The sequence below is a fragment of the Algoriphagus sp. genome, assembly GCF_029254265.1.
GTDB lineage: Bacteria > Bacteroidota > Bacteroidia > Cytophagales > Cyclobacteriaceae > Algoriphagus.
In genome coordinates this window covers 1-23,743 of the sequence record NZ_JAQWXX010000025.1, presented here as the reverse complement: position 1 = coordinate 23,743, position 23,743 = coordinate 1, and the positions used below count along the sequence as shown (strand labels likewise).

The window sequence follows — 23,743 nt, the reverse complement described above, 5'->3', positions numbered from 1 at the left end:
CAAAATGAGGTATAAAAATGCCCCCAATAAGTGTCTAACTTTTTGGGGGCACATCATTAACTGCCTTTTTTAAATTCCTCCTCTTAATTCTCAGGATACCAGTTCCTAAGTCTAACTTCTACTTGCGGGGCATTTGAATTGACAGTTGATTTGAATTTTTCTACATCAGCAAGACCATCCCCACCTCTAAAATGGTAAGGATAAACAATGGTAGGTTTGAACTCCGAAACTGCATCTGCAGCCTGATCCACATCCATGGTGTAAGGAAGATTCATACAAACAAAAGCCACATCTATTCCTTTCAATGCACGCATTTCTGGAATGTCTTCAGTATCACCTGAGAGGTAAACTTTCTTTCCCCCAAGCTCAAGGATGTACCCATTTCCTCTTCCTTTTGGATGTCTGCTATCATCGGTTTCAGGTAAATTGTACATCGGAATTGCTGAAATGTTAATTCCAGAAATAGATTCTGTCTGTCCATTATTCATGATTTGAATTGACTTTCCTGATCCTGCAGGTAGTTTTTCAGCTACTGCCTTTGGAGCGACTATGATCGCATTGCTCAAATCCAATCCATCAAGGGTTTCCTGATTATGATGATCCCCATGGATATCTGTAATCAATACCATATCAGGTTTCTTTTGGCCTTCAAAAACTGATGCTCCTCCATAAGGATCGACATAAATGGTTTTACCCTGATATTCCAGCACAACAGTTCCGTGCAAAATCGGAGTTACTTTGATATCTCCAGAAGATGTGGGAATCAAATCTTGTCCGAAAGTTGCGATCGGGGACAATAAAATTAGAAGTATGAGTAGTTTTTTCATTTTTAGAATAGTTTGTTAGCTAACCTTCATTGGGCAAACTTGTTTGAAGAATTGAATTCTTCTAATAACAGAATTGAGATTATTTCAAGAAGCCACGAGTTATTTTAGTAATTTAAAAAGCCTAAAGAATAATTCAATTCTTATTTCTTTTCGCCTAGCCTAAAACTACCTCAATATGAAAAATATATTAACCCTTTTCGTTCTATTGCTTTTGTCTGTTTCTAACGGGTACTCGCAGTCAGTAAAAGAGCTACAGAAATCCACCTTGGAACTTGTTGCGACGTTTGATGAAGACCTTAAGAAGGAAGCAATGCTTTCTATGCAGGATTCCATGCGGACCAAATGGACTAATCTACCGATCGGATTGGCTCCAAGGACAGGAGCACGATTTGGAGATTTTTCTGAAGAGAGCAAGTTGAAATTTCACCGATTACTTACCACCATGTTTAGCTCTCAGGGATACCTGAAGACCTTTGCGATCATGCAGCTCGACGATATCCTACATGAAATTTTTGAGATCGGTTTTCAACGAGGCGAGGTAAATGAAAATACAATCAAAATGGTCCGAGGACTGGATTGGGATTATGGCAATTACTTTTTTGCAGTTTGGGGAGATCCTGCCATGGATGCGATTTGGGGTTTGAAATTCGAAGGCCACCACTTGTCGATTAATCTTTCTGTAGCTGGAGATGAGTTTTCGATGACACCCTTATTTATGGGGACAGACCCAGCAGAAGTGGAGGTTACTCAATATTCTGGACTCAGACCATTGAGCAAGGAAGAGGATTATGGATTTTGGCTTGTCAATTTACTTTCGGATGAACAGAAAAGTAAAGCCGTTCTCAGTCAAAAAGTCCCGGGAGATATTTTGACTGCGCCTGGTACAGAACAGCGATTGACTGAATATTGGGGAATCAAGGCCTCTGAATTGGATAAAAGTCAAGAAAAAATACTCCATCATATCATCGAGGAGTATATCGGTAATTTGGAGCATGAGAAGGCGGATGTCTATCTAGCAATGCTACATGAGACCCCAAAGGAACAAATCTATTTTGCCTGGATAGGAGCCCTTGAACCGAGAAAGTCACATTACTATTTGATCCATACTCCAGATTTCATCATCGAGTATGACAATGTTGGTTTCATGAATAATGGAAATCACATCCATGCGATCTGGCGAGAAAAGAACAATGATTTTGGAGTCGATATCTTGAAAAAGCATCGATTGGATCATGAGCATAACTAATATTAGTACACATACCTCCATTTATTAGACAAAATTCAAAAAATACCTGCCGGCTAAATTTGAGTAACTAGTTTTTGAACCTGTAATTATAAGTTATAAGCACTTCAATTATCTGGAAAAAATCGGCTCATTTTCAGCTTAAAAACATGATTTCCAGAGGATAATTGATTATCTTATAGTGGAATTTTTTTTTTATCATGAAACCTAGACTGCTGCTTGTTTTTCTAATTTTCCACCCTTTTTTTAGTTGGTGTCAGGATTTGGATAGTTTACTTTCTTCATCCTACGAAGCGTACTCTAATTTTAAACTTGAAAAAAGTATCTCATTAGCCGAAGAAGCTCTGGTTTTAAGTAAAAATTCAGGTAATAAAATCGGAGAAATTCAAGCGTTATTCTACCGTGAAATTTCAAGCCAGCAGTTAAACCCAAGTAGCCTTGATCCGAAGCGAATCGAAAGTATGATTCCCGAGATGGAATCAAATAAGCTGAATCTATTGGAAGCTCGAGCCTATAATTTTTTAGCCAGCTTGTATGGTCGCTTTGGAGATGTGGAAAAAGCCATCGAAAACCATTTGAAAGCGAGGGATATTTTTCAAGACATGAATAATCGTGGCGGGATTTCAATGATTCATACTAATCTGAGCATGTTGTATTACGATCAGTATGATTTTACAAATGCATTTTATCATGCGCGAAAATCCTTAGAAATGGATTTGCTCAGCGAAGACTCCCGTCAAATACAGATTAGCTACAATAACTTGGCAACTATTTTTGAGCAAACTGGGCCCATCGATTCGGCAATTTATTACCATAGCTTAGCCTTGGAAAAAGCAGTAGAATTAAATAATCCCTACGCTATAGGTCTTTCGTTGAATAATCTGGGTAATAATCATTCCCATAAAGGGGATTTAGGATTGGCTGAAGAGTTATTAATTAAGTCTTTGAACATCCGGGATTCCCTAGGCTATACGCTTGGACTGGCATACACACATAATTGCCTATCTACCCTCTATCAAAAAGCTCATAAGCTGAATAAGGCAAACTATCACGCAAAAAAGTCTTTGGAGAATGCTGAAAAAAGCGCTGAAGTGAAGATCTTGAGAATGGCTTACGAGCGTCTGGCTGAAGTAGCAGAGCTTCGGGGCGATTACCGGGCAGGGCTAGGCTACATGAAAAAAGGGGCTTTTTTGATGGATAGTATCACAAATGAATCCAAAGCAAGGGAGCTGACGCAACAAATATTGAATTATGAGTTTAAAAAAAAGAAACTAATCGATAGTTTAAAGAATCTTCAAGAAAAAAATGATCGTGAAATTTTCTTCAATGATTTACTTGGGATCGAGCGAAACCGGAAAACGCTGTACTTAATCTCGGGGATATTTTTTCTGATCATAGCGATCGGCCTATACCACAGATCAAGATTTATCAAAAAATCGAGTCAAATCATTGAAAAGGAAAAGGAGCGATCCGATGAATTATTACTCAATATTCTTCCTCCAAATGTCGCGGAGGAGCTCAAAAAAAAGGGTTACTCCGAGGCTAGAAATTTCGAAGAAGTCACGGTCATATTTACTGATTTTGCGGATTTTACAAAAAAGGCCCAGCACCTCAGTGCGACAGAGTTGGTCTTTGAGCTGAATATCTGCTTCAAAGCTTTTGATCAGATTATTGGCGAGTTTAGATTGGAAAAAATCAAAACGATCGGAGACGCCTATTTAGCTGCAGGCGGTCTTCATAACGAATCTGGAGTCATAGAGGTAATCTCTGCTGCCATTAAAATCAAAGATTTCATTACTAAGCGGAATTTTGATCCACGTATCCCTTCCAAAGTCAAATTCGATATGCGAATCGGGATCAATAATGGCCCATTAGTGGCTGGAATTGTAGGCTCCAAAAAATTCCAATATGACATTTGGGGCGATACTGTAAATACTGCCCAACGAATGGAAGCCTCCTGCGGGCTGAATAAGATCAACATCTCCGAAAACACCTATAATTTGATTAAGAATTACCCTGATTTTAGATTCGAGTCCAGAGGTCCTATTCCGGTAAAAGGCAAAGGCTTACTAAATATGTGGTATGTGGAATCGAGTAAATACCAGCTGCAAAAATTTCAAGATACTACCAAAACAAGAGTTTTGACCTGATGGATGGAGGAGGTTAAAATTTCGACTTTCAATCGATTCAGGGAGAAATGACTTTGGTGAAGATATTTTGAAAAAGCATAGCTTAGATCATGAAAATAACTAGTAGGGAGGGGCGACCTGATTTTTCAAAAATTAAGACATTCGCTTGTTCCAAAACCTATTCATATTAAAAAGAATGTATGGATTGGTGCCAATGCCACCATTTTACAGGGAGTCACCATTGGCGAAAACTCGGTTGTTGCCGCTGGCTCAGTTGTTTCAAATGATGTCCCTGACAATGTAGTCGTGGGAGGTACCCCGGCAAAAATCATCAAGGAAATTTAAACTAGATAAAATGAGAATAAGAACTATAATCGCGGTAGCCATCTTTTTAGGGATAGGTCAGGCCTGCAACACAAAAGTTGAAAAACAAGAAAATATGGAATCGGCTCCTTCTGAAGAAGCAATTTTTCCTATGGGCGAATTGGGGCCTGCTACAAATTTCACAGGCAATGCTTACAATTTTGGCTTAGTCGAAAATGATTCTATCTACAACACACTTGTGGGAAATGTCTATTTCGAAAAAAGCGCAAGATCCAATTGGCACTTTCATCCAAGCGGGCAAATTCTAATTGTACTCGATGGTGAGGGATATCATCAACTGGAGGGACAACCCAGACAAACGATGAAAAAGGGTGAAGTTATCAAGGTTCCTGCAAATACAAGGCATTGGCATGGCGCAACTGAAAATAACACGCTTACACAAATGTATATTTTGCCAAAAACAGAAAATGGATTCGTTACCTGGCTTGAGCCAGTGACGGATGAGCAGTATAAATCTAACAAGTAATAGAAATGGAAATTATCAGATTAGGGTCTCAACCATCAGTTAAAGGCCCAGAAGATTGGTTCACAGGGCCTGTTCGCATCAACTATTTATATCAACCAAATGGAAACCGACGCGCTGGTGCAGCGGAGGTAACATTTGAACCTGGTGCAAGAACTGCCTGGCACACACATCCTCTTGGTCAAACTTTAATTGTATTGTCCGGAGTTGGCTTAGTCCAACGTGAGGGCGGTGTTATTGAGGAAATCCGACCAGGTGATATTGTCTGGTTTGCTCCGGGAGAAAAGCATTGGCATGGAGCATCAGCAACACTAGCAATGACTCATATCGCCACGCAGGAGGAGCTGAACGGAAAAGTGGTGGACTGGATGGAGAAGGTAACTGATGAAGTCTATCACACTTTGCATAAATCAACTTAGTCAATGAACATGAGTAAATACAATTTATTGTATTTTATGCATGTAAACTCCTATCTTAAAGTCTGAGAATGAGTTTTTTTTGGCTATGACAAAATTCCGACTTGCATTTATTTTACTTTTTAGTGTTTCCTTTTCTTTGAAAGGACAGAATTTGGATAGCTTAATCTCAAATGCCTATTCTGCCTATTCTGATTATAACTATGAGGAGGCTATTCGATTAGCTGATGAAGCGATCGAACAAGCAACCAAAAGCAATGATGAATCTGCTTTACTCCAAGCAGAGTTTTATAAAGCCTTGAGTGTTCAAGAACGAGACCCTACCCAATCCGACACTGAATTGATCGAGAAGATGATTATTCAAATGGAAAAGCTAGGTTTAAAAGTGGAGCAAGCAAGGGCTAATAACTTTCTGGCTAGCACATATGCGCGTTTTGGAGATGTTGAAAAAGCTGTAAAAAACCATCAAGCCGCCATGGATATTTATGAATCCCTAGGTAATTTGACAGGGGTTTCTTCTTCCCATTCGAATCTCAGTTTGCTTTACTACGATCAGCACGATTATGAAGAGGCCTTTTATCATTCAAGGAAAGCTCTTGAAATGGATCTCGCTATGGAAATCCCTGATAATATTCAAAGTAGCTATAATAATCTAGCCATTATTTTTGAACATACAGGCCCACTTGATTCCGCGATTTACTACCATAAATTTTCTCTGGACTATGCCAAAAGGGCTGAAAACCCGTATTCAGTAGGTTTAGCTTTAAGTAATTTGGGTAATAACTATGCAAACAAAGGTGACCTGAAACTCGCCGAAGAAACCCTACTTGAAGCCCTTCGAATTCGCGATTCTCTGGGCTATTCTCGTGGTCTGGCCTATACGCACAACCGACTTGCCAATCTTTATCAAAAGAACAATCAGCTTTCCAAAGCAAAATATCATGGAGAGAAATCACTTGAAAATGCTGAAAAAGCAGGCGAAGTAAAAGTACTTCGAATGGCCTATGAAAGACTTCAGGAGGTTGCTGAAAAAACGGGTGATTATCGAGCTGAGTTAGTTTATTTAAAAAAGGCCACTTCACTCAAGGATAGTATCTTGAATGAATCGAATACAAAAAGTATCACCCAAATGATGCTTAACTATGAATTCGAGAAAAAACAGATCCTGGACAGCATCAAAAATGAGCAGGAAAAAAGAGAGCGGGATCTGGTTTTCAACGAACGTCTTGAAGTAGAGAGAAGCCGCAAGATCATCTTCATGATTTCTGGTTTATTCCTTTTCGTACTAGCTATTGGACTTTTCCTTCGATATCAGTTTATAAAAAAATCAAAAGAGACCCTATCCAAAGAAAAGGATAGATCAGACAAACTCTTGCTGAATATTCTCCCTGCTGAAGTTGCAGAAGAGCTCAAAGCAAAAGGAAGTTCAGATGCCAGAGACTTTGATCAGGTGACCGTTATTTTTACAGATTTTGCAGATTTCACCAAGAAAGCAGAACAGCTCAGCGCAAAGGAACTTGTCAAAGAATTGAATACTTGCTTCAAAGCCTTTGATGAGATCATCGGCAATCTGGGTTTAGAAAAGATCAAAACGATCGGGGATGCCTATATGGCTGCAGGAGGACTTAACTCCAAAACTGGAGTAAAAGAAGTTGCCTTGGCAGCGATTCAGATGAAAAAATTTATAGATAAACGAAACTCAGATCCTAATATATCAAGGAAAATAAAATTCGATATGCGCTGTGGAATCAACACTGGGCCAGTTGTGGCTGGAATTGTAGGTATAAAGAAGTTTCAATATGATATCTGGGGTGATACGGTAAATACTGCACAACGAATGGAGGCAAATTGCGAATTAAACCAGATCAATATTTCTGAAAAGACCTATTCGCTACTAAAAGATGACCCGGACTTTACCTTTACTGAAAGAGGAATCTTACCTGTAAAAGGAAAAGGAGAAATGAAAATGTGGTATATAGATTCATACAAAATGGAAATTGATGAATAGAAAAAATTTTGGGCTAATAATTTTTATTCTTTTTTGTATCTCTAGCTGTTCAAAGAGACAAATAGAAGAGTCTCAAAAAACTGTTTCACCCAATATCTTACTAATCGTAGCCGATGACCTAGGCTATGCGGATCTAGGGAGTTTTGGTGGTGATATAGACACGCCAAACCTAGACGAACTGGCTAGACAAGGGGTCCGATTCAGCCGATTTCATACTGCTCCGGTATGTGCTGTTACCCGTGCGATGCTTTTGTCTGGCAATAATAACCATATCGCAGGCATGGGCTCACAACAACTCCAAACCAAAGTCACCGGTTATGAAGGACATTTGACCGATCGAATCATACCCCTTCCCGATTTACTTCGTTCTGCAGGATATCATACCTACATGGCAGGTAAATGGCATTTAGGTGATAGGCTAGAAGATGGTCCTCAGGCAAAAGGATTTGAACGGTCATTTGCATTAATAGAAAGCAGTGCAAATCATTATAGTTCAAAGGGAATATGGTCAGAAATGCCCACTTCGCCTTACACCGAAGATGGAAAAGAAACGACTTGGGAGGAAGGAGACTATTCCACGGATTTCTATACTGACAAACTGATCTCTTATATATACAGCCACCGTGAAGATGGGAAGCCATTCTTCACTTTTGCAGCTTATACTTCTCCCCATTGGCCTTTGCAGGTAGACGAGAAATACTGGAAAAAATACGAAGGTCGCTACGATGAAGGCTATGAGGTTTTGAAAGCAAAACGTTTTGAAAGTTTGAAAAAGGCTGGAATGATTCCTGAAAATGCGGTTTTGCCTCCTTCTCATCCAGGTGTCAAACCTTGGGATTCACTTTCCCCGGAGGAGCAAAAAAAGGAAGCCCGAAAGATGGAACTCTATGCCGGGATGGTCGATAATCTGGATTTCAACATTGGGAGATTGATCAGTTATTTAAAAGAAACTGGGCAATACGAGAATACCTTGATTGTTTTTATGTCTGACAACGGCGCTGCAGCAGAGGATTTTTATTACAGTGAGTTTTATGGCCCTTACATCCAAGCGAATTATTCCGAGGAATATGCTGAAATGGGAAAAGTAAATTCATTTATTTCTTATGGTCCGCAATGGGCTGAAGCTGGATCCTCACCTTTCAAATATTACAAAGGCTTTACCACAGAAGGCGGCATCAACACACCAATGATCATCTCTGGTCCAGGGGTAGAAAATAAAGGAGATATCAATGATTCATTCTTAACCTTGTTAGATCTTGCCCCTACTTTCTTTGAATTGGCTGGAGTCGAATACCCTAATCAATGGAATGGAAAAGATGTAAAACCTTTGCTAGGCAATTCGCTCATCCCTTTACTTACTGGAAAATCAAATTCAATTCACGATTCTACTTATGTCTTTGGATTGGAGCATCGAGGCTATGCGATGATCCGAAAAGGGGATTGGAAAATTCTGAGTATTGAGCGACCATTTCTAGTGGAGAATTTTCAGTTGTTGAATCTAAAAACAGATCTCGCGGAGCAAGTTGACTTAAAGGATTCCTATCCAGAAAAATATCAGGAAATGCTGGCTGAGTGGGCAAGTTTTTCCAAAGAAGTTGGAGTAGTTATTCCCACTCCCAAAAAAGAAAATGATTAAATCTAAATTTATGAATCTAAGAATATTTCTCTTTTCCCGTTTTGCACCGCTCGGATTGCCTGTAGGCACTTCAATTTAAACCATAGACCAATACCTAATGAGATATTTTACCCAAAAGCTCACCTTATTTTCCATCTCGGTTTTAGCCTTCTTCTTGTCCTCAAGTATAGCTAATGCACAGTGGACTAATCGATACAGCAAGCTCAATGACTTTGGGCATCATGTGTATTTAGAGCAGCACGAGCTTCCGATTCTTGCCTACGGACCCACCGACCCGGCACCGGCTCCAGACGGGAAGCACTTGGCGATTGCAGCCAGAGGATGGCTTTGGAACTTGAACTTGGAGACGGGTAAAGCGGTCAGACTGACCAAAGGCCCAGGAATGGATTCACGCCCGAGATGGTCTCCTGATGGGAATAAACTGACATTCGTCCGGGATGAAGGGCGAAATACGGCAGTAATTGTTTTGGATTTGAAAAGTGGAGCAGAAACCCGGATAGATACCGAAGCCATCGAGCTTGATCCGGAGTTTTCAGCGAATGGCGAGTGGATCTATTACTCTTCAGGGATAAGCGGTTCGATCAATCTGAGACGAAGAAACCTGGAAACTGGAGCCGACGAACAGCTTACTGATCTAAGACAAGTGGAGCGCAATTCGCGGATTCTGGCAGACGGGAAAAGTCTCATGTACCTTCATGGCCTCGGTGCGAATCGCGTACTTCGCATCAAAGACATGGATTCTGGAACCGACACGATTGCCCTTGAACAGACCTTGACCTATCATTTCACTGCTGATGCACACCCTGATCAGCGACTGATCGTCTTCAGTGCTCCGATCGACAATGACTATCACCTTTGGACCATGGATCTCGATGATCCACGGGTGAAGTACCGACTGACTGATGGTGCCCCTTTCGCACTGACCCCTGCTTTCAGCGCTGATGGAAACCAAGTATACTTCGTCGAGTTGGACGAAATTCGACAGTTTCGACTCATGCGAATTTCAACCTACGGTGGTTTGCCTCAACAGGTCATGATTTCAGATTGGGATCTAGGTGAAGCGAGTGGCAAATTGAATGTGCAAGTCAATGATGCAGCTGGCAAGCCCGTCACGGCTCGAGTTTCTATTGTCCGGGAGGATGGATCACCTGTAGCATTCCATGAGGATGCTACTTATGCTGACCCACAAACGGGACGTCATTATTTTTATGTAGAAGGCAAAGCTCAATTCGATCTGCCAACTGGAAAATATGAGATATCCGCTGCACGCGGTCCGATGACACCGGTGGTAAAATCTACGGTTTCAGTTGAGGGCAATAAAGCAAAGGAAGTAAGCATGAGCCTTTCGCCTATTTGGGATGCAGCGGCGGCAGGGTATGTCTCGGCAGATCATCACGTGCATTTGAATGGCGACGGACATCATCGTGCAACCCATAAAGATGCGCTTCGTGCTATGGCGGGAGAAGACCTGAACTTACTTGCCCCTATGTCCTGGAATCGATGGGAAAGGCGAATTGATGCATCCATTCTTGGAAAAGAAACCATCCAAGATGGACGAATCGTAGACCAAGGCCAAGAAGTACGCTCACATTTCCATGGGCATGTAAGCTTAATTGGCCTTGACCAAGCATATTACCCTTGGTTTTGGGGACCGACTAATCCAAAACTCGGAGATCCGGATCGCAGCAACGGCGAGGTGATAGATTTTGCGGATCGCATAGGCGGATTTACGACCTATGTTCACCCAGTATCAATTGATTCGAACCCTTTCGACCAGCTTGAAAATGGTCCTATCCCGATCGAATTAATTTCTGATGCAGTCCTTGCCGACCGTATCGGTTTGGAAATGGTGTGTGCATGGACCAGTCCGCTTGGCAACAGTGAGGTTTGGTATCGACTTCTTAATATCGGACAGCCGGTTGCAGCCATGTCAGGGACGGATATGTGGGTGGATTTTCACCGAACCATGGCCGCAGGAACTGGGAGAAACTATGTGCGCTTGGATGGAGCAGAGATGTCTTCCAAGTCAGTTCTTGAGGCAGCAATGGCTGGAAAAGGATTTGTCACCACCGGCCCTGCATTACTTTTTCAAGTTGGTGAAAATGCTCAACCTGGTGATATAATTAGTAGTGGAAATCAAGACTGGAAGGCTACCCTCGTAGGAACCAATGATATCGACGTAGTGGAGATCATCGTCAATGGTCAAGTCGTGGAGACTTTACCTGGAATTAAAGCAGGAGAAACCCGACAATACCAAGGTCAAGTGGTCCTTCCGTCGGGAGGATGGGTAGCGATTCGTGCCTTTGCCAGCGAACTCAAGGAAGATACTTGGCCTACCATGCATGCAAGACCTTTTGCCCATAGTTCACCCATTTGGATCAATGCGATTGGAAGTACCGATCCGATGGCTCAAAAGGCCGCTGCCGCCGATCTCATTCGGGCTATTGATGCTTCAGAAAAAATTGCGAGGGAAGCTTATGGCAAAATTGAGATGAACCGAATGATGAGCCGATTTGAAGATGCCCGCAAAAAATTAAAAGGAATGACAGACAAATGATTTTCAGAAAAGTTTCAAAAATAAGAAGAGGCTCTTCCCTTGAAATCAGTAACCTCATTATCATTTCAAAAATATTATCCACCTGAGAATTTATGAATCATAGAATTAAGTTTATCCTATCCCTTTTTGCAGTTCTCATCTTATCAGTTGAGACTTCACCAGCACAAACCTACGGACAAAATGGAATGGTGGTATCTGATCATTATTTGGCTTCTGAAGTAGGAGTTGCCATAATGAAAAAGGGAGGAAATGCCATCGATGCTACGGTAGCTACTGCCTTTGCTCTGGCAGTTACTCATCCGGAAGCTGGCAATATAGGAGGTGGAGGATTTATCGTCTTAATGAAATCAGATGGTGGGGTGACTACTTTTGATTTTCGGGAGAAAGCACCTTTGGCAGCAAGTCCTACCATATTTCTAGATGAAAATGGGAAGATCCGAGACAATTCAAATCACAAGGGTTTGCTTTCTGTTGGAGTTCCAGGTACAGTAGCCGGATTATTTCAGGCCCATCAAAAATATGGGAAATTGCCTTGGAAAGACTTGGTGCAACCAGCTGTGGATCTGGCAAAAAATGGCTTTACCATGTCTTGGGGATTGTATAATGCGGCAGTTCGCGTCTCTAAGATGGATGCTTCCTATGACATCATGCAAAACTTCTTTCGCGGAGCCAATGGAGAAGTTGTAGCTCCGGGTGAACTTTGGAAGCAGCCTGCACTTGCCAAAACTTTGGAGGCAATTCGTGATCAAGGTCGGGATGGCTTCTACAAAGGTGCAGTTGCTGCCGAAATTGAAAACTACATGAAAGCCAATGGTGGGATCATCACCCAAGAAGACTTGGCAAAATATGAAGCAGTGGAGCGTGCTCCGCTGAAGACTACATTTAAAGGCTATGAGGTTTATTCTATGCCTCCTCCAAGTTCGGGAGGAGTAGCTCTGATCGAGATGATGAATCTGATGGAAGCTGCGGATATTTCGAATGTTGAGTTCAACTCTACAGCTTATGTGCATTTAGTAGCTGAGGCTATGCGAAGAGCTTTTGCAGATCGAGCAGAATATTTGGGAGATCCTGATTTTAATTCGGAAATGCCTATTGACCGGTTGATATCCAAAGATTTTGCAAAAGCAAGATTTGAGAATCTTGACTTGACCAACGCTTCAAAGAGTGATTCCTCGAAATTTGGCCAAGAGTATGGAGGCGATAATACCACTCATTTTTCGGTGATCGATAAGGAAGGTAATGCGATCTCGCTTACCTACACTTTAGAAAATAGCTATGGAGCTGGAATGGGTTCAGAGAAGTTGGGTTTCATTTTCAACAACGAAATGGGTGACTTCAACCCTGTACCAGGAATCACCACTAGTACCGGCCAAATCGGTACAAATCCAAACTTAGTAGCTCCTGAAAAACGAATGCTTTCTAGTATGACTCCTACGATTGTAGCAAAAGGCGGAAAGCCTTATCTCGTGATTGGAAGTCCAGGCGGACGGACAATTATCAATACTGTTTTTCAGACTGTTCTGAATGTCCTCGCATACGACATGCGAATAGACCGTGCGATTGAAGCGATGAAAATACACCACCAATGGCTTCCCGATCAGATTTTATACGAGCGCAATTTGCTTTCTCCCGACACTCGGGATGCCCTTGAAAAGATGGGACATACCTTAAGACCTACGACTAATATTGGGGTGTTGATGGGAATTACTTACGATGCAAAGCTTGGGGTATTTGTTGGTGCAGCTGATTCCGCTAGTGAGGATGGAGCGGCCAGAGGATACTAAATTTAACTTGACTAATGGGAGAAAAAACTGAGGGAAATCTTAAAAGAGAGATCGGCATTCTAAGTGTAGTTACGAATGTGCTCAGTATATCTATCGGAAGTGGAATATTCCTCTTACCAGCCTTGGTATTTGTGATTTTGGGCAATGGAAGTATCCTAGCTTATATTTTTTGCGGACTGATCTTTATAGCTCTCGGACTATGCTTTGCAGAAGTGAGTAGTAGAATCTCCGATACTGGAGGGATGTATGTTTATGTAGAGCGGGCATTTGGTCCTCTGGCTGGTTTTCTTTCTAACATTCTATATTTATTCGGAGTAGGTGTTTTAGCCTGTGCGGCACTCCTTAATGCCATGGCCGATATCGCTTCCACTTCTTTCCCGATTTTTCAGGAAAGTTGGGCTAGAGTTCTGTTTTTCTCTGTGATTTTAGGAGTTATCTCTTTGCTCAGTATTCGGGGAATCAAAGACAGTATGATCTTCGTGAAACTACTGACCTTTACCAAGGTTTTGGCAATTCTGGCCCTTGTGATCTTTGGACTTTCTGCCATAAACATGGATAATATTTCATGGAAAGGTTTTCCCGAGTTTTCCAAGATTGGTGAAGCTACACTTCTCTTGATCTTTGCATTTCTTGGCGGTGAATTAGCGTTAAGCATTGGTGGTGAAATGAAAAACCCCAAGCGGACAGCTCCCATAGGATTTGTGATAGGAATTTTCGGAGTTGTGTTGATCTTCTGTCTGATCCATTTGTCTGTTCAGGGAGTCCTTGGTCAGGCTTTGATCGAAAATCAAGAAGCTCCACTTGCGGAATTAGCCAAAAAATTGGCAGGAAATACCGGGTTTCTTCTAATCCTTATCGTTTCTTTTATTGCAGTATGGAGTACATTCAGCTCCATTTTTTTACTTAAAAACCGGATTCTTTATGCCGGAGCGGTTGATGGAATTTTGCCTAAAGTATTTGCAAAACTTCATCCCAAATATGGCACCCCGGCGCTAGCGATTCTTTTTTTAGCAATTTTGGAATTGGTGATAGCGAGTACGGGGAGCTTCAAGTATTTATTGATTTTGGTCACAGCTGCCTCCATTCTGATTTATATCGGGGTGATTTTGGCCTTTTTCAAATTTAGAATAGGGGAGAAAAATCCTGGTCCTGAAGTTTTTAAAGTAAAGGGGGGATCAATCATTGGCATTTTTGTCTTGATTGCCCTAATATGGGTTTTTTCGCGATTGCAATGGACAGAGATTCAGGGAGTCTTTATTTCTCTCGGCATTTTGATCATACTTTACTATATTCTTAACTATTTCAAAACCACAATTAAAAAAGAAATAGTTTAATTTTTTGTTCTACCAAAACACATCTAACTATGAGAAAATCATTTATAGAAACCCAGTATCTATTTTCTTAAGAAATCAATCAAACCGCTAACCCAGCACATTTATCATAAAAGCATAAATCAATGAAAATCAAAATTTATCTAATTGTTGTCCTTGCGATATTCACAAATCTGCAGCTGAATGCTCAGCAGAAAACTAATCTACAACCACTCGATCTTTTTGATCTGGAGTATATTTCTGATCCACAGATTTCTCCGGATGGAAGTAAAGTAGTCTATGTCCGAAACTTTAAGGATGTGATGACCGATCGGGACTATTCCAATCTTTGGATGTCTAATGTGGACGGATCGCAGAACCGACCAATGACCCAAGGGAATCAGCGGGATTTTGGACCGGTCTGGTCTCCTGATGGAACCAAAGTAGCCTATCGATCTAATCAGCAAGATGAAAAAATGAAGCTTTTCGTCTTTTATTTGGATACTAAGGAGTCTGTTGCCTTGACTAATTCTGCTAATGCCCCAGGTTCAGTTTCCTGGTCTCCGGATGGAAATACTTTGGCATTTTCATCCTTTGTTCCGGTAACAAAAAAGTCAATGCTTTCTATTCCTGCTGCTCCTGCAGGAGCAAAATGGAATGATGCGCCCATATTCATTGACGAGCTCAACTATCGCGGAGATGGAGCAGGGTATTTGAAGCCGGGCAATCAGCAGATTTTCACGATCGGATTAGCTGGAGGAACCGCCCGACAGTGGACTTCCGACGATCAGGACTACGGTTCGCCAGTATGGTCCAAAGATGGAAAAAGCCTGATTTTCTCAGCTAATCTGCACGAAGACAACGAGCTGGTTCCGAACAATTCAGAAATCTACCAGATGAGCTTAGCAGACGGAAAAATCACGGCTTTGACTTCCCGTTTTGGGCCTGATGGAAATCCCGCCATTTCCCCAGATGGGAAACTAATCGCATATATTGGAAATGACGATTCCTTCCAAGGCTATCAAGTCCGCAATCTTTATGTGATGAATGCTGATGGTTCTGGTGTGAAAAATATGACTGAAGCACTTGACCGCGATGCAGCAAACCCACAATGGGAAGGCAATGGAAAGGGAATTTATTTTCAATACGACGAAAAAGGAGACACCAAAATCGGCCACGTCGCCTTGACCGGAAAGATCCGAACCGTGGTCGAAGGACTAGGAGGGTTGGATCTGGGAAGACCTTACAATGCAGGTTCCTATTCTGCTTCTTCCAATAATCGTTTTGCCTATACCCTAGGCGGAGGAGATCATCCAGCTGATCTTGCCGTTTGGGTAGATGGAACAAGCAAGCGCATTACTTCGGTAAATGACGATGTGTTTTCCTACCGAGAAGTTGGTAAAGTGGAGGAACTCTGGTGGAAATCCAGTTTTGACCAAATGGATATCCAAGGCTGGATTGTAACACCTCCCAACTTTGACCCAAGCAAAAAATACCCTTTCATCCTAGAGATCCACGGCGGACCTTTTGCCATGTATGGCAATTCATTTTCCTATGAGGTACAGCAATATGCAGCAGCTGGCTATGTAGTGCTTTACACCAATCCCCGTGGAAGTACAGGTTACGGACAGGAATTTGGAAACTCAATCCATCATGACTATCCCAACCATGACTACGAAGATTTGATGTCTGGCGTAGATGCAGTGATTGCCAAAGGCTATGTGGATTCAAATCAGCTATTTGTCACAGGAGGTTCTGGTGGTGGAGTACTCACCGCTTGGATCGTAGGAAAAACAAATCGATTCCGAGCCGCTGTGGTGGCAAAGCCAGTGATCAACTGGACGAGTTTTGTGCTACATGCTGATGCTCCAGCCTTCTTTGCGAAGTATTGGTTTGGTGCGATGCCTTGGGAAGATCAGGAAAATTACTGGAGAAGATCTCCGCTTTCACTGGTTGGAAATGTAAAAACCCCAACCATGCTTTTGACCGGAGAGCAGGATTTCCGAACACCGATTTCTGAATCTGAGCAGTATTATGCTGCACTGAAACTAAACGGAGTGGAATCTGCCATGGTCCGTATTCCAAATGCTTCTCATGGATTGGTCAATCGACCAAGCATGCTGATGAGCAAGTCAGCAGCGATTTTGAGTTGGTTTAATTATTACCGAGACAAAAAGTGAAATTAGCCTTCTGCTGCTTTTTCTATTTTGTAGTTGGTTTTGCCATGGCGCAAGATTCTGATTCCACTCAGATTCTTGCCCAGCGCAAAGCTTCAAATGCCGCTCTTCGCCAATTCGACGAGGACTTGAATGCTACTTTTTCAACGGAGGATGCCTTCATCACTACAGGGGCAGGAACACTGCTTGCCGGTAAAAAAGCCCTTCAAGACTATATCCAAAATGCAAGCGGCCCGAATATGTACTGGATCCGAACTCCAAGTGAAATCAAGGTTAATCCAGAAACTAAATTAGCTTGGGAAACAGGAACTTGGGAAGGATTCTATGAAGATTCAAAAGAGCCGGTTGTGGGAGGAAACTATTCTGCCATGTGGACCAAAGCATCTGGAGTTTGGCTAATCAAGTCTCAGTTGTTTGTCACATTACCAATTGAATAGAATGGAAGAAAAAGAGGATCCCAAAGCAACCGCAATAACCCAACACTCAAGAAATTGGAAATCCTATTTCAAGGAATTCTTTATGCTCTTTTTAGCGATCGTTCTCGGGTTTTTTGTCGAAAACCAACGTGAATCCTATGTAGAGAATAAAAGTGCTGATGTCCTGGCTCAATCCATGTTGGAGGATTTAAAACAAGACCGGGTCGCATTACAGGAAGCCATACGATTCGCTCAAGAAAAAGACGATCAGATTCAAAATTTCCTTCAGATGCTTCACACGCCAAGAGTCTCTTGGGATACCCTAGCCATCTACAAAAGCATGACGAAGGTTTTTACCACTTTCCCTTTTTCCCCAACAGATGGGACCTATTTGCAAATGAAATCATCAGGGACACTCCGATTTTTCAATCAGATGCTGGTGAATAAAATGAATGCCTATGACAATCAGCTCAAGAAAACAGTTTTTCGAGATGAAATAGTCGAAAAGGCTGAATGGGAGCTTGTCCCCCTTGCTGCCACACTGATCAATTTTGAGGTAACTGGAGAACTGCGTTTTAATAAGCCTATTACCACGGAAATGTACCTCAAGATTCCAGACAAAAACACCTTGGATATTCTCATCAATAAAGTAGCTGTCGTCCGAACCATGATGGGACGCTCGCTGCAGGAGTATAAGTCGCAACTTGCCTTGGCGGAGAATCTGATTGGAGAACTACAAACTAGATGATTTCGAACAAAATACCGATATTGAAAATATAAGCTAATGCCTGAATCATGATTAAGCTAACGATAAACGAAAAGGAATTTGAGGTAGATGCGCCTGCCGGGATGCCACTTCTTTGGGCGATTCGCGAACAGTGCGGATTGACCGGAACTAAATTCGGATGCGGAATTGCCCAATGTGGTGCCTGCACGGTTCATGTGGATGGACAGCCTATTCGGTCTTGCATTACTCCTGCGACTTCTGTGGAAGGGAAAAACATCACTACCATAGAAGGAATATCAAAAGATAAAAACACACTTCATGTGGTACAGCAAGCATGGATAGCCGAGCAAACCCCACAATGTGGCTATTGCCAATCCGGTCAAATCATGTCAGCTGTGGCACTTCTCAATACTAATCCCGCTCCAAGTGATGAAGAAATTGATGCAGCTATGTCCGGGAATATTTGCCGCTGCGGTATGTATGGGCGAATCAAGTCTGCTATCAAACGTGCTTCTGAATCACTTCAATCTTCTTCCACTCCTGAAATTATTTAGCGATGAAATCGAGCATGACGACAACGACACACACTGGAAAGATTAAGTGCTGCGAGATTCCATGTGACCATAAAAGACAAATTATAAACACATGAAAAAATGGACTAGACGCGCATTTATTGGCGCAGGAGTTTTAGCAAGTGGTGCTGTCGTGATCGGAATAGCTATTCGGCCAGGAAATCGATCCTCAAAAGTGGCAGGCCTGATTGCTGACAAGGGAGAAACAGTCATGAATATTTGGTTGAAAATCTCTCCGGATAATACGGTTACCGCAATCATTCCTCATGCAGAAATGGGGCAGGGCGTGCATACCACCTTGGCGATGATGCTTGCCGATGAAATGGATGCAGACTGGTCAAAAGTTAAATTTTTAGAAGCCCCTGCTGATAAAGAATACGCAAACTATATTTTGGCCAAGGGCTTTATTGCAGGAGATAAACACTTTCCGAAATTTCTTGAGGGAACCATCGATGGAATATTCCTCACTGCGGTGAAATCAATGAATTTTCAAATTACCGGAGGATCTGCCTCAGTGAGATTTACAGGTCAGCAAGGAATGCGAATCGCCGGCGCAGCTGCCAAATCCATGTTGCTTCAGGCTGCCGCTGAGACTTGGAAGGTTCCCGTCGAGGAGCTCAAAGCTCAAAATAGTACTATCACTCATGCTGCAAGTAATCAAACGGCAACTTTTGCAGAACTCGCTCCCGCAGCAGCCCAAGTTAAAACACCGTCACAACCGAGACTCAAGACTCAGGAAGAATTCACCATCATGGGTACCTCCAAACCTAGATTTGATATTCCCGCAAAAGTTGATGGGACAGCCAAGTTTGGAATGGATGTACAAGTTCCAGGGATGAAATATGCAACGATTAAAGCTTCCCCGGTTTTCGGGGCGAAAGTTAAATCTGTAGATACTACGATTTCCTCAAGTCAGAAAGGAGTAAATAAGATTTTGAATTTGGGAAATGCTGTGGCAGTAATTGCAGATGGATTTTGGCAGGCAAAAACAACACTGGATGGTCTTCCCATAGAATTTGAATCCACAGAAAATAAGGAACTCAGCCAAGTGGATATCATCAATGGATATAAGAAAGCCATGGATACCGCCTTGGCAGAGGACGAGCTAGACTTGCATTTCAAAAAAGGGGATGCTTTGGCAGAATTAGAAAGTGCAGATACCTTGGTAGAAGCAGAATACGAGCTTCCTTTTCTGGCTCACGCCACCATGGAGCCGATGAACTGTACCGCTTGGGTGCATGAAGGGAAATGTGAAATTTGGTGTGGAAGTCAAAACCCGCTTGGGGTAAAAGCTGCAGCCTCAAAATTATTGGACATAGACTTTGATCAGATCACGGTTCACAATCAACTTTTAGGAGGTGGATTTGGTAGAAGATCCGAAACAGATGTCATAGAGCAGGCGGTATTGATCGCTAAGGAAGTAGACTTTCCAGTAAAATTAATCTGGTCCAGAGAGGAAGACACCCAGCATGATGTCTATCGCGAAGCGACCCTAAGTCGGATGAAGGCTGGTTTGGATAAATCTGGGAATCCGGTTGCCTACACGCATCAGTTTATCTTCAAGCATCATCCACCGGAAGCTGCAGATGTCCCTTACGATATTCCTAATCAGTTGATTCAGTATTCTAATCCGACCACCTATGTGCCTTGGGGGAATTGGAGAAGTGTGGATCATTCCACGCATGGATTTTTGACGGAGTCATTTATAGATGAGATGGCTTTTGCAGCGAAAAAAGACCCTTTTACTTACAGAAAAAACCTGTCCGAAAATAATCCCCGATTCCAGGCGGTTCTGGATTTGGTAAAGGAAAAATCAGGATGGGGATCAGCCCTTCCTGCGAATTGGGGAAGAGGAATAGCCATCGCTCAATCCTTTGGAACTATCGTAGCTGAGGTTGCCGAAGTGGAGGTAAGTGTGGAAGGAAAAGTAAAAGTGCATCGCGTAGTCTGTGCTGTAGATGCCGGCTTTGCAATTCATCCGGATGGATTCATTGCGCAAATGGAGAGTGGAATTATCTACGGTTTGGCGGCTGCCATGACCGGAGAAATCACGATCGAAAACGGTGCGGTGCAGCAGGGTAATTTCAACAACTATCCAGTGACCCGAATGGATGAAGCGCCAAAGATCGAAACACATATCATCAATTCTGGAAATTCTCCTGGAGGAGGAGGCGAACCTAGTACACCAGTGATTGCACCGGCTGTGACTAACGCCATTTTCAATGCGACAGGAATTCGGATTCGTCAATTACCAATTTCTAAAAATGATTTGAGAGAATCGATGCGTCAAACAACCTAATATGCTTCCTGAAAGTCTCAGGAGGAGTTTAATTGAAACCTTAAATTAGAAAATCATGGGAATGTTTTGGGATTTAATTCAGCAAAGTGAAATCGAGGAGCAAAAAGAAAAAGCTGTTTCGCTGGAACAGCGCGTCCTTTATCTAGAAGAAGAACTTGAAAATACCAAGACCCTCCTGTTAAAGACCTTACACATTCTGGAGGAGCGAAGTGGTAAGGATATTGATGGAGATGGAATAGTGGGATGAATCAGGTTTTCTGGCAAGACTTAATAGATAGGGGAAGATGATTTCTTTGTTTTGAAAAATTCGCTAAAACCTCCTTGATAAAAACAAGGTGGGAAACTTGGAACAATTTTTCTGGTTGTGATCGGAATTTTGAATGCTTTCTAATTGAATAAAGACCTATGATGAGATTGTTAAACTTTATTCGTCAATGTCTTTTTGCTCGCTCAATTAAAAAGGACGTACTCGATCTCTTCCATTTCTTTTAGATTTAAGGTTGGAATGAGCCAGATAGTGAATTGCTCAAATACCGATTGAGAGAAAGACTTCAGGCAGGAATATGGGCGATGCCAACCCGCTGTTTTTTAAAATCTATTAAAATCATTGTCCCATTACTTACATCCTGTACTAATTTTCCATCAATTTGACGAGTAAGTAAATCTACCAGCTGAGTTCCGAAGCCAGTGCTTTTAGTTTTTGCGTCTAAAGATTTGCCGACTCCGTTATCAGATATTTTAAGTTGAAAATTATTGTCATTCAATTCTCTTAAACTTAACTCAATACTCCCTTTTTCACCTTTTGCAAAAGCGTATTTCAATGAATTTGTAACCAGCTCATTTACAATCAAACCTAGAGGCAAGGCTGTGTCAACATCTAATTCAAATTCTTTCATTTCAATAATTACTTCTATTCTTTCTGTTTCATTATAGGAGTCCAATAGATTAATGCAGAGATTCTCAAAATAATTTTTCATTTCGATAAACGCCAAGCGTTCGCTCTGATAAAGCTTTTGATGCAAAATACCCATAGATTGGACTCTGTTTTGGCTAGCTAGCATGATCTCCTGCATGTTGGGATCATCTATTTTGGCAAACTGCAGGGCGAGCAAGCTCGATACTACTTCCAGATTATTTTTAACACGGTGATGTATTTCCTTAAGCAGTAATACATTCTCGTTATTTTTTGATGAAAGCTCATTTTTGGTTTTAGTCAGATCGTTGATCGTGACATTGAGTTCCTGAGTACGTTCCTCAACCTCTTGCTCCATGGCAATAAAAAGCCTACCATATTGATTGGTGATATATATATAAATACCTAATGGATAACTGATATATAGTAAAATGAGGTCTAAATAATATAAGGTAGTACTTAAGGAAAAGATTTCGGCATTAATCATCCTATTAACTAATAGAAAAACCGAAGTGCCTATGGCTCCAAATGCAACATAACGCGCCCCAATATTTTTTTCCTTGATGGCTATTTTCATGATAACTACCATAAGAATAATGACCCCAAGTATTATGGTCGCATCAAAAACAATAAAATTAAAAACATTGATAAAATAATTGCCAGTTCTAAAAATCGCCAACCAGACCAGATGTTTGGTCCAGTAGAATTTTTTTATTTTAAATAAAGAACTTAGAGAATAGGGTAAAAGACCATAACCCAAACCATAAGCTGTGGAATTTAAAATCCCACTTATAATTGGATTAGAAAAGCCGTTGAGTTCCACAAACAAAAGTATATGGGCACAAATAGCGGCGCATAAAAACAGAAAGGTGATCAGCGTAATGATAAGGTTACTATCCTCTTTCCTGATTTTGAAATAAAGGAGAGCATGTAATACCAATAATATAGAAAGCACTACCACTATTACTGACAGCGTAGCAAAGCTATTTGCATTTCGCTGATCAGAAAATTTAGCACGGATTTTTGAAGAAAAACCAATGTCAAATCCAAGATTTTCAGAAAAATACCGGAATGTTTGATGGTTTTTTTTTGCTTGATGATTCGAAAATCGAATGGCCAAAGTGTGTTCTTCTTTTGGCATGATATTCAGGGGCCTATCACCTTCATAGCCCGGACTATATGTTTTTTCGAGTTGGTTATCCGGTGAAAAATTTCCGTAAGTAGTGACCAGATTTCCATCAAGGTAGATTTCCGCTGCCCCCCAAGAATAAAAGTATAGTCTTTCTATATTTTCAATAGTGTTTGGGTCAGCAGTAAAAGAAATTCTCCACCATCCATATCCCTTCCACAAGGTATCTGGCATCTGGTATGCTTTTAGCCCTATAGGGTCAATATTGTACCATCCCGAATCATCAAAATTGGGATTTGCCCACTCTAAGCTATCACCAGGTTGATATTTCCAACTCTCTTTGAATTTTAATTTGAGCAAGCCTTCTTTAAATAGACTAGCGTCTAGCTGTGGCTTTTGAGCAAAAGAATCTAGCGTTCCAAAAAAGAAAAATATGAAAATAGAAAAGGTGAAATAAAGCGCTTTTGGAAAAGCTAATTTCAGGTCAATTGGGTTGCTATTCTCCATTATTCAAACATAATTTAATTTTAAGAATAGATAAGTATAAAAGACCTTTTGCAATTGATTTGGTGCATAACGTAGTTTCTCAGAAACCCAATGACACTTCTAAACCTTCAGCCGAAAAGTAATTCTGTTGATAGAGGTGTCCGCTTAACATCATATCATATTTGAGATATACATTTTATCTGCTTTTACCATTCTGATGATTAGATTATTGAAGATGGTGTCTTTGTTCTGGGAGCGATTAATTCG

The 23,743-nt window shown here is 41.5% G+C and carries 17 protein-coding genes and 2 pseudogenes; 16 read left to right on the top strand and 3 right to left on the bottom strand.

Features of this window, described 5'->3' with window-relative positions; genetic code table 11:
* Positions 1-83: 83 nt before the first annotated feature.
* The gene (locus P8O16_RS02685; protein ID WP_300310591.1) at positions 84-827 is read right to left on the bottom strand and encodes an MBL fold metallo-hydrolase; all 744 of its coding nucleotides are present in this window, start codon (positions 825-827) and stop codon (positions 84-86) included.
* 175 nt (positions 828-1,002) lie between these two features.
* Between P8O16_RS02685 and P8O16_RS02680 the strand changes: the two genes are divergently transcribed.
* The 16 genes and pseudogenes from P8O16_RS02680 to P8O16_RS02605 all read left to right on the top strand — a co-directional run bounded on the left by P8O16_RS02680 (position 1,003) and on the right by P8O16_RS02605 (position 21,195).
* A complete protein-coding gene (locus tag P8O16_RS02680; protein WP_300310589.1) occupies positions 1,003-2,073 on the top strand; it encodes a DUF3500 domain-containing protein in 1,071 nt (356 codons plus the stop codon).
* A gap of 197 nt (positions 2,074-2,270) precedes the next feature.
* The gene (locus P8O16_RS02675; protein WP_300310587.1) at positions 2,271-4,220 is read left to right on the top strand and encodes an adenylate/guanylate cyclase domain-containing protein; all 1,950 of its coding nucleotides are present in this window, start codon (positions 2,271-2,273) and stop codon (positions 4,218-4,220) included.
* Between the two features lie 135 nt (positions 4,221-4,355).
* Positions 4,356-4,544, top strand: a pseudogene (locus P8O16_RS02670) (DapH/DapD/GlmU-related protein); the annotation flags it as partial.
* 10 nt (positions 4,545-4,554) lie between these two features.
* Complete coding sequence (locus P8O16_RS02665; protein ID WP_300310585.1) at positions 4,555-5,049, top strand: cupin domain-containing protein; 495 nt, start codon at positions 4,555-4,557, stop codon at positions 5,047-5,049.
* Between the two features lie 5 nt (positions 5,050-5,054).
* Positions 5,055-5,465 carry a cupin domain-containing protein gene (locus tag P8O16_RS02660; protein ID WP_300310583.1) on the top strand — a complete coding sequence of 137 codons (411 nt, stop codon included), beginning with the start codon at positions 5,055-5,057 and terminating at the stop codon, positions 5,463-5,465.
* 85 nt (positions 5,466-5,550) lie between these two features.
* Complete coding sequence (locus P8O16_RS02655; RefSeq protein WP_300310581.1) at positions 5,551-7,470, top strand: adenylate/guanylate cyclase domain-containing protein; 1,920 nt, start codon at positions 5,551-5,553, stop codon at positions 7,468-7,470.
* Positions 7,463-9,106: an arylsulfatase gene (locus P8O16_RS02650; protein WP_300310580.1), complete on the top strand. Its 1,644-nt coding sequence runs from the start codon at positions 7,463-7,465 to the stop codon at positions 9,104-9,106. The genes P8O16_RS02655 and P8O16_RS02650 overlap by 8 nt, the downstream gene beginning before the upstream one ends.
* Before the next feature lie 97 nt (positions 9,107-9,203).
* On the top strand, positions 9,204-11,663 hold the full coding sequence (locus tag P8O16_RS02645) for a CehA/McbA family metallohydrolase (RefSeq protein ID WP_300310577.1): 2,460 nt from the start codon (positions 9,204-9,206) through the stop codon (positions 11,661-11,663).
* Between the two features lie 92 nt (positions 11,664-11,755).
* Positions 11,756-13,447: a gamma-glutamyltransferase gene (ggt, locus tag P8O16_RS02640; RefSeq protein WP_300310575.1), complete on the top strand. Its 1,692-nt coding sequence runs from the start codon at positions 11,756-11,758 to the stop codon at positions 13,445-13,447.
* Positions 13,448-13,461: 14 nt separating this feature from the next.
* A complete protein-coding gene (locus P8O16_RS02635; RefSeq protein ID WP_300310573.1) occupies positions 13,462-14,781 on the top strand; it encodes an APC family permease in 1,320 nt (439 codons plus the stop codon).
* Between the two features lie 122 nt (positions 14,782-14,903).
* Positions 14,904-16,937, top strand: a complete 2,034-nt coding sequence (locus P8O16_RS02630; RefSeq protein WP_300310571.1) for a S9 family peptidase — start codon at positions 14,904-14,906, stop codon at positions 16,935-16,937.
* Positions 16,934-17,371 carry a nuclear transport factor 2 family protein gene (locus tag P8O16_RS02625; protein WP_300310569.1) on the top strand — a complete coding sequence of 146 codons (438 nt, stop codon included), beginning with the start codon at positions 16,934-16,936 and terminating at the stop codon, positions 17,369-17,371. The genes P8O16_RS02630 and P8O16_RS02625 overlap by 4 nt, the downstream gene beginning before the upstream one ends.
* Before the next feature lies 1 nt (position 17,372).
* Entirely contained in the window at positions 17,373-18,098 is a 726-nt protein-coding gene (locus P8O16_RS02620; RefSeq protein WP_300310567.1) for a hypothetical protein, read from the top strand.
* A 47-nt stretch (positions 18,099-18,145) separates the two neighbouring features.
* Positions 18,146-18,631 (top strand): (2Fe-2S)-binding protein, encoded by a 486-nt coding sequence (locus tag P8O16_RS02615; protein ID WP_300310566.1) that lies wholly within the window; start codon positions 18,146-18,148, stop codon positions 18,629-18,631.
* 91 nt (positions 18,632-18,722) lie between these two features.
* Positions 18,723-20,948 (top strand): molybdopterin cofactor-binding domain-containing protein, encoded by a 2,226-nt coding sequence (locus tag P8O16_RS02610; RefSeq protein WP_300310564.1) that lies wholly within the window; start codon positions 18,723-18,725, stop codon positions 20,946-20,948.
* A 61-nt stretch (positions 20,949-21,009) separates the two neighbouring features.
* Positions 21,010-21,195 carry a hypothetical protein gene (locus tag P8O16_RS02605; protein ID WP_300310562.1) on the top strand — a complete coding sequence of 62 codons (186 nt, stop codon included), beginning with the start codon at positions 21,010-21,012 and terminating at the stop codon, positions 21,193-21,195.
* Between the two features lie 304 nt (positions 21,196-21,499).
* Here the strand turns inward: P8O16_RS02605 and P8O16_RS02600 are convergent, their stop codons facing one another.
* A complete protein-coding gene (locus tag P8O16_RS02600; RefSeq protein ID WP_300310560.1) occupies positions 21,500-23,497 on the bottom strand; it encodes a sensor histidine kinase in 1,998 nt (665 codons plus the stop codon).
* A 150-nt stretch (positions 23,498-23,647) separates the two neighbouring features.
* A pseudogene (locus tag P8O16_RS02595) lies at positions 23,648-23,743 on the bottom strand (IS1595 family transposase); the annotation flags it as partial.

Bases quoted from the DNA above. Each gene is read 5' to 3' on its own strand.
- P8O16_RS02660 (WP_300310583.1), top strand. From the start codon at position 5,055: ATGGAAATTATCAGATTAGGGTCTCAACCATCAGTTAAAGGCCCAGAA.
- P8O16_RS02620 (WP_300310567.1), top strand. From the start codon at position 17,373: ATGGAAGAAAAAGAGGATCCCAAAGCAACCGCAATAACCCAACACTCA.
- P8O16_RS02680 (WP_300310589.1), top strand. From the start codon at position 1,003: ATGAAAAATATATTAACCCTTTTCGTTCTATTGCTTTTGTCTGTTTCT.
- P8O16_RS02600 (WP_300310560.1), bottom strand. From the start codon at position 23,497: ATGGAGAATAGCAACCCAATTGACCTGAAATTAGCTTTTCCAAAAGCG.
- P8O16_RS02615 (WP_300310566.1), top strand. From the start codon at position 18,146: ATGATTAAGCTAACGATAAACGAAAAGGAATTTGAGGTAGATGCGCCT.
- P8O16_RS02650 (WP_300310580.1), top strand. From the start codon at position 7,463: ATGAATAGAAAAAATTTTGGGCTAATAATTTTTATTCTTTTTTGTATC.
- P8O16_RS02605 (WP_300310562.1), top strand. From the start codon at position 21,010: ATGTTTTGGGATTTAATTCAGCAAAGTGAAATCGAGGAGCAAAAAGAA.
- P8O16_RS02610 (WP_300310564.1), top strand. From the start codon at position 18,723: ATGAAAAAATGGACTAGACGCGCATTTATTGGCGCAGGAGTTTTAGCA.
- P8O16_RS02655 (WP_300310581.1), top strand. From the start codon at position 5,551: ATGACAAAATTCCGACTTGCATTTATTTTACTTTTTAGTGTTTCCTTT.
- P8O16_RS02685 (WP_300310591.1), bottom strand. From the start codon at position 827: ATGAAAAAACTACTCATACTTCTAATTTTATTGTCCCCGATCGCAACT.
- P8O16_RS02630 (WP_300310571.1), top strand. From the start codon at position 14,904: ATGAAAATCAAAATTTATCTAATTGTTGTCCTTGCGATATTCACAAAT.
- P8O16_RS02645 (WP_300310577.1), top strand. From the start codon at position 9,204: ATGAGATATTTTACCCAAAAGCTCACCTTATTTTCCATCTCGGTTTTA.
- P8O16_RS02635 (WP_300310573.1), top strand. From the start codon at position 13,462: ATGGGAGAAAAAACTGAGGGAAATCTTAAAAGAGAGATCGGCATTCTA.
- P8O16_RS02665 (WP_300310585.1), top strand. From the start codon at position 4,555: ATGAGAATAAGAACTATAATCGCGGTAGCCATCTTTTTAGGGATAGGT.
- ggt (WP_300310575.1), top strand. From the start codon at position 11,756: ATGAATCATAGAATTAAGTTTATCCTATCCCTTTTTGCAGTTCTCATC.
- P8O16_RS02675 (WP_300310587.1), top strand. From the start codon at position 2,271: ATGAAACCTAGACTGCTGCTTGTTTTTCTAATTTTCCACCCTTTTTTT.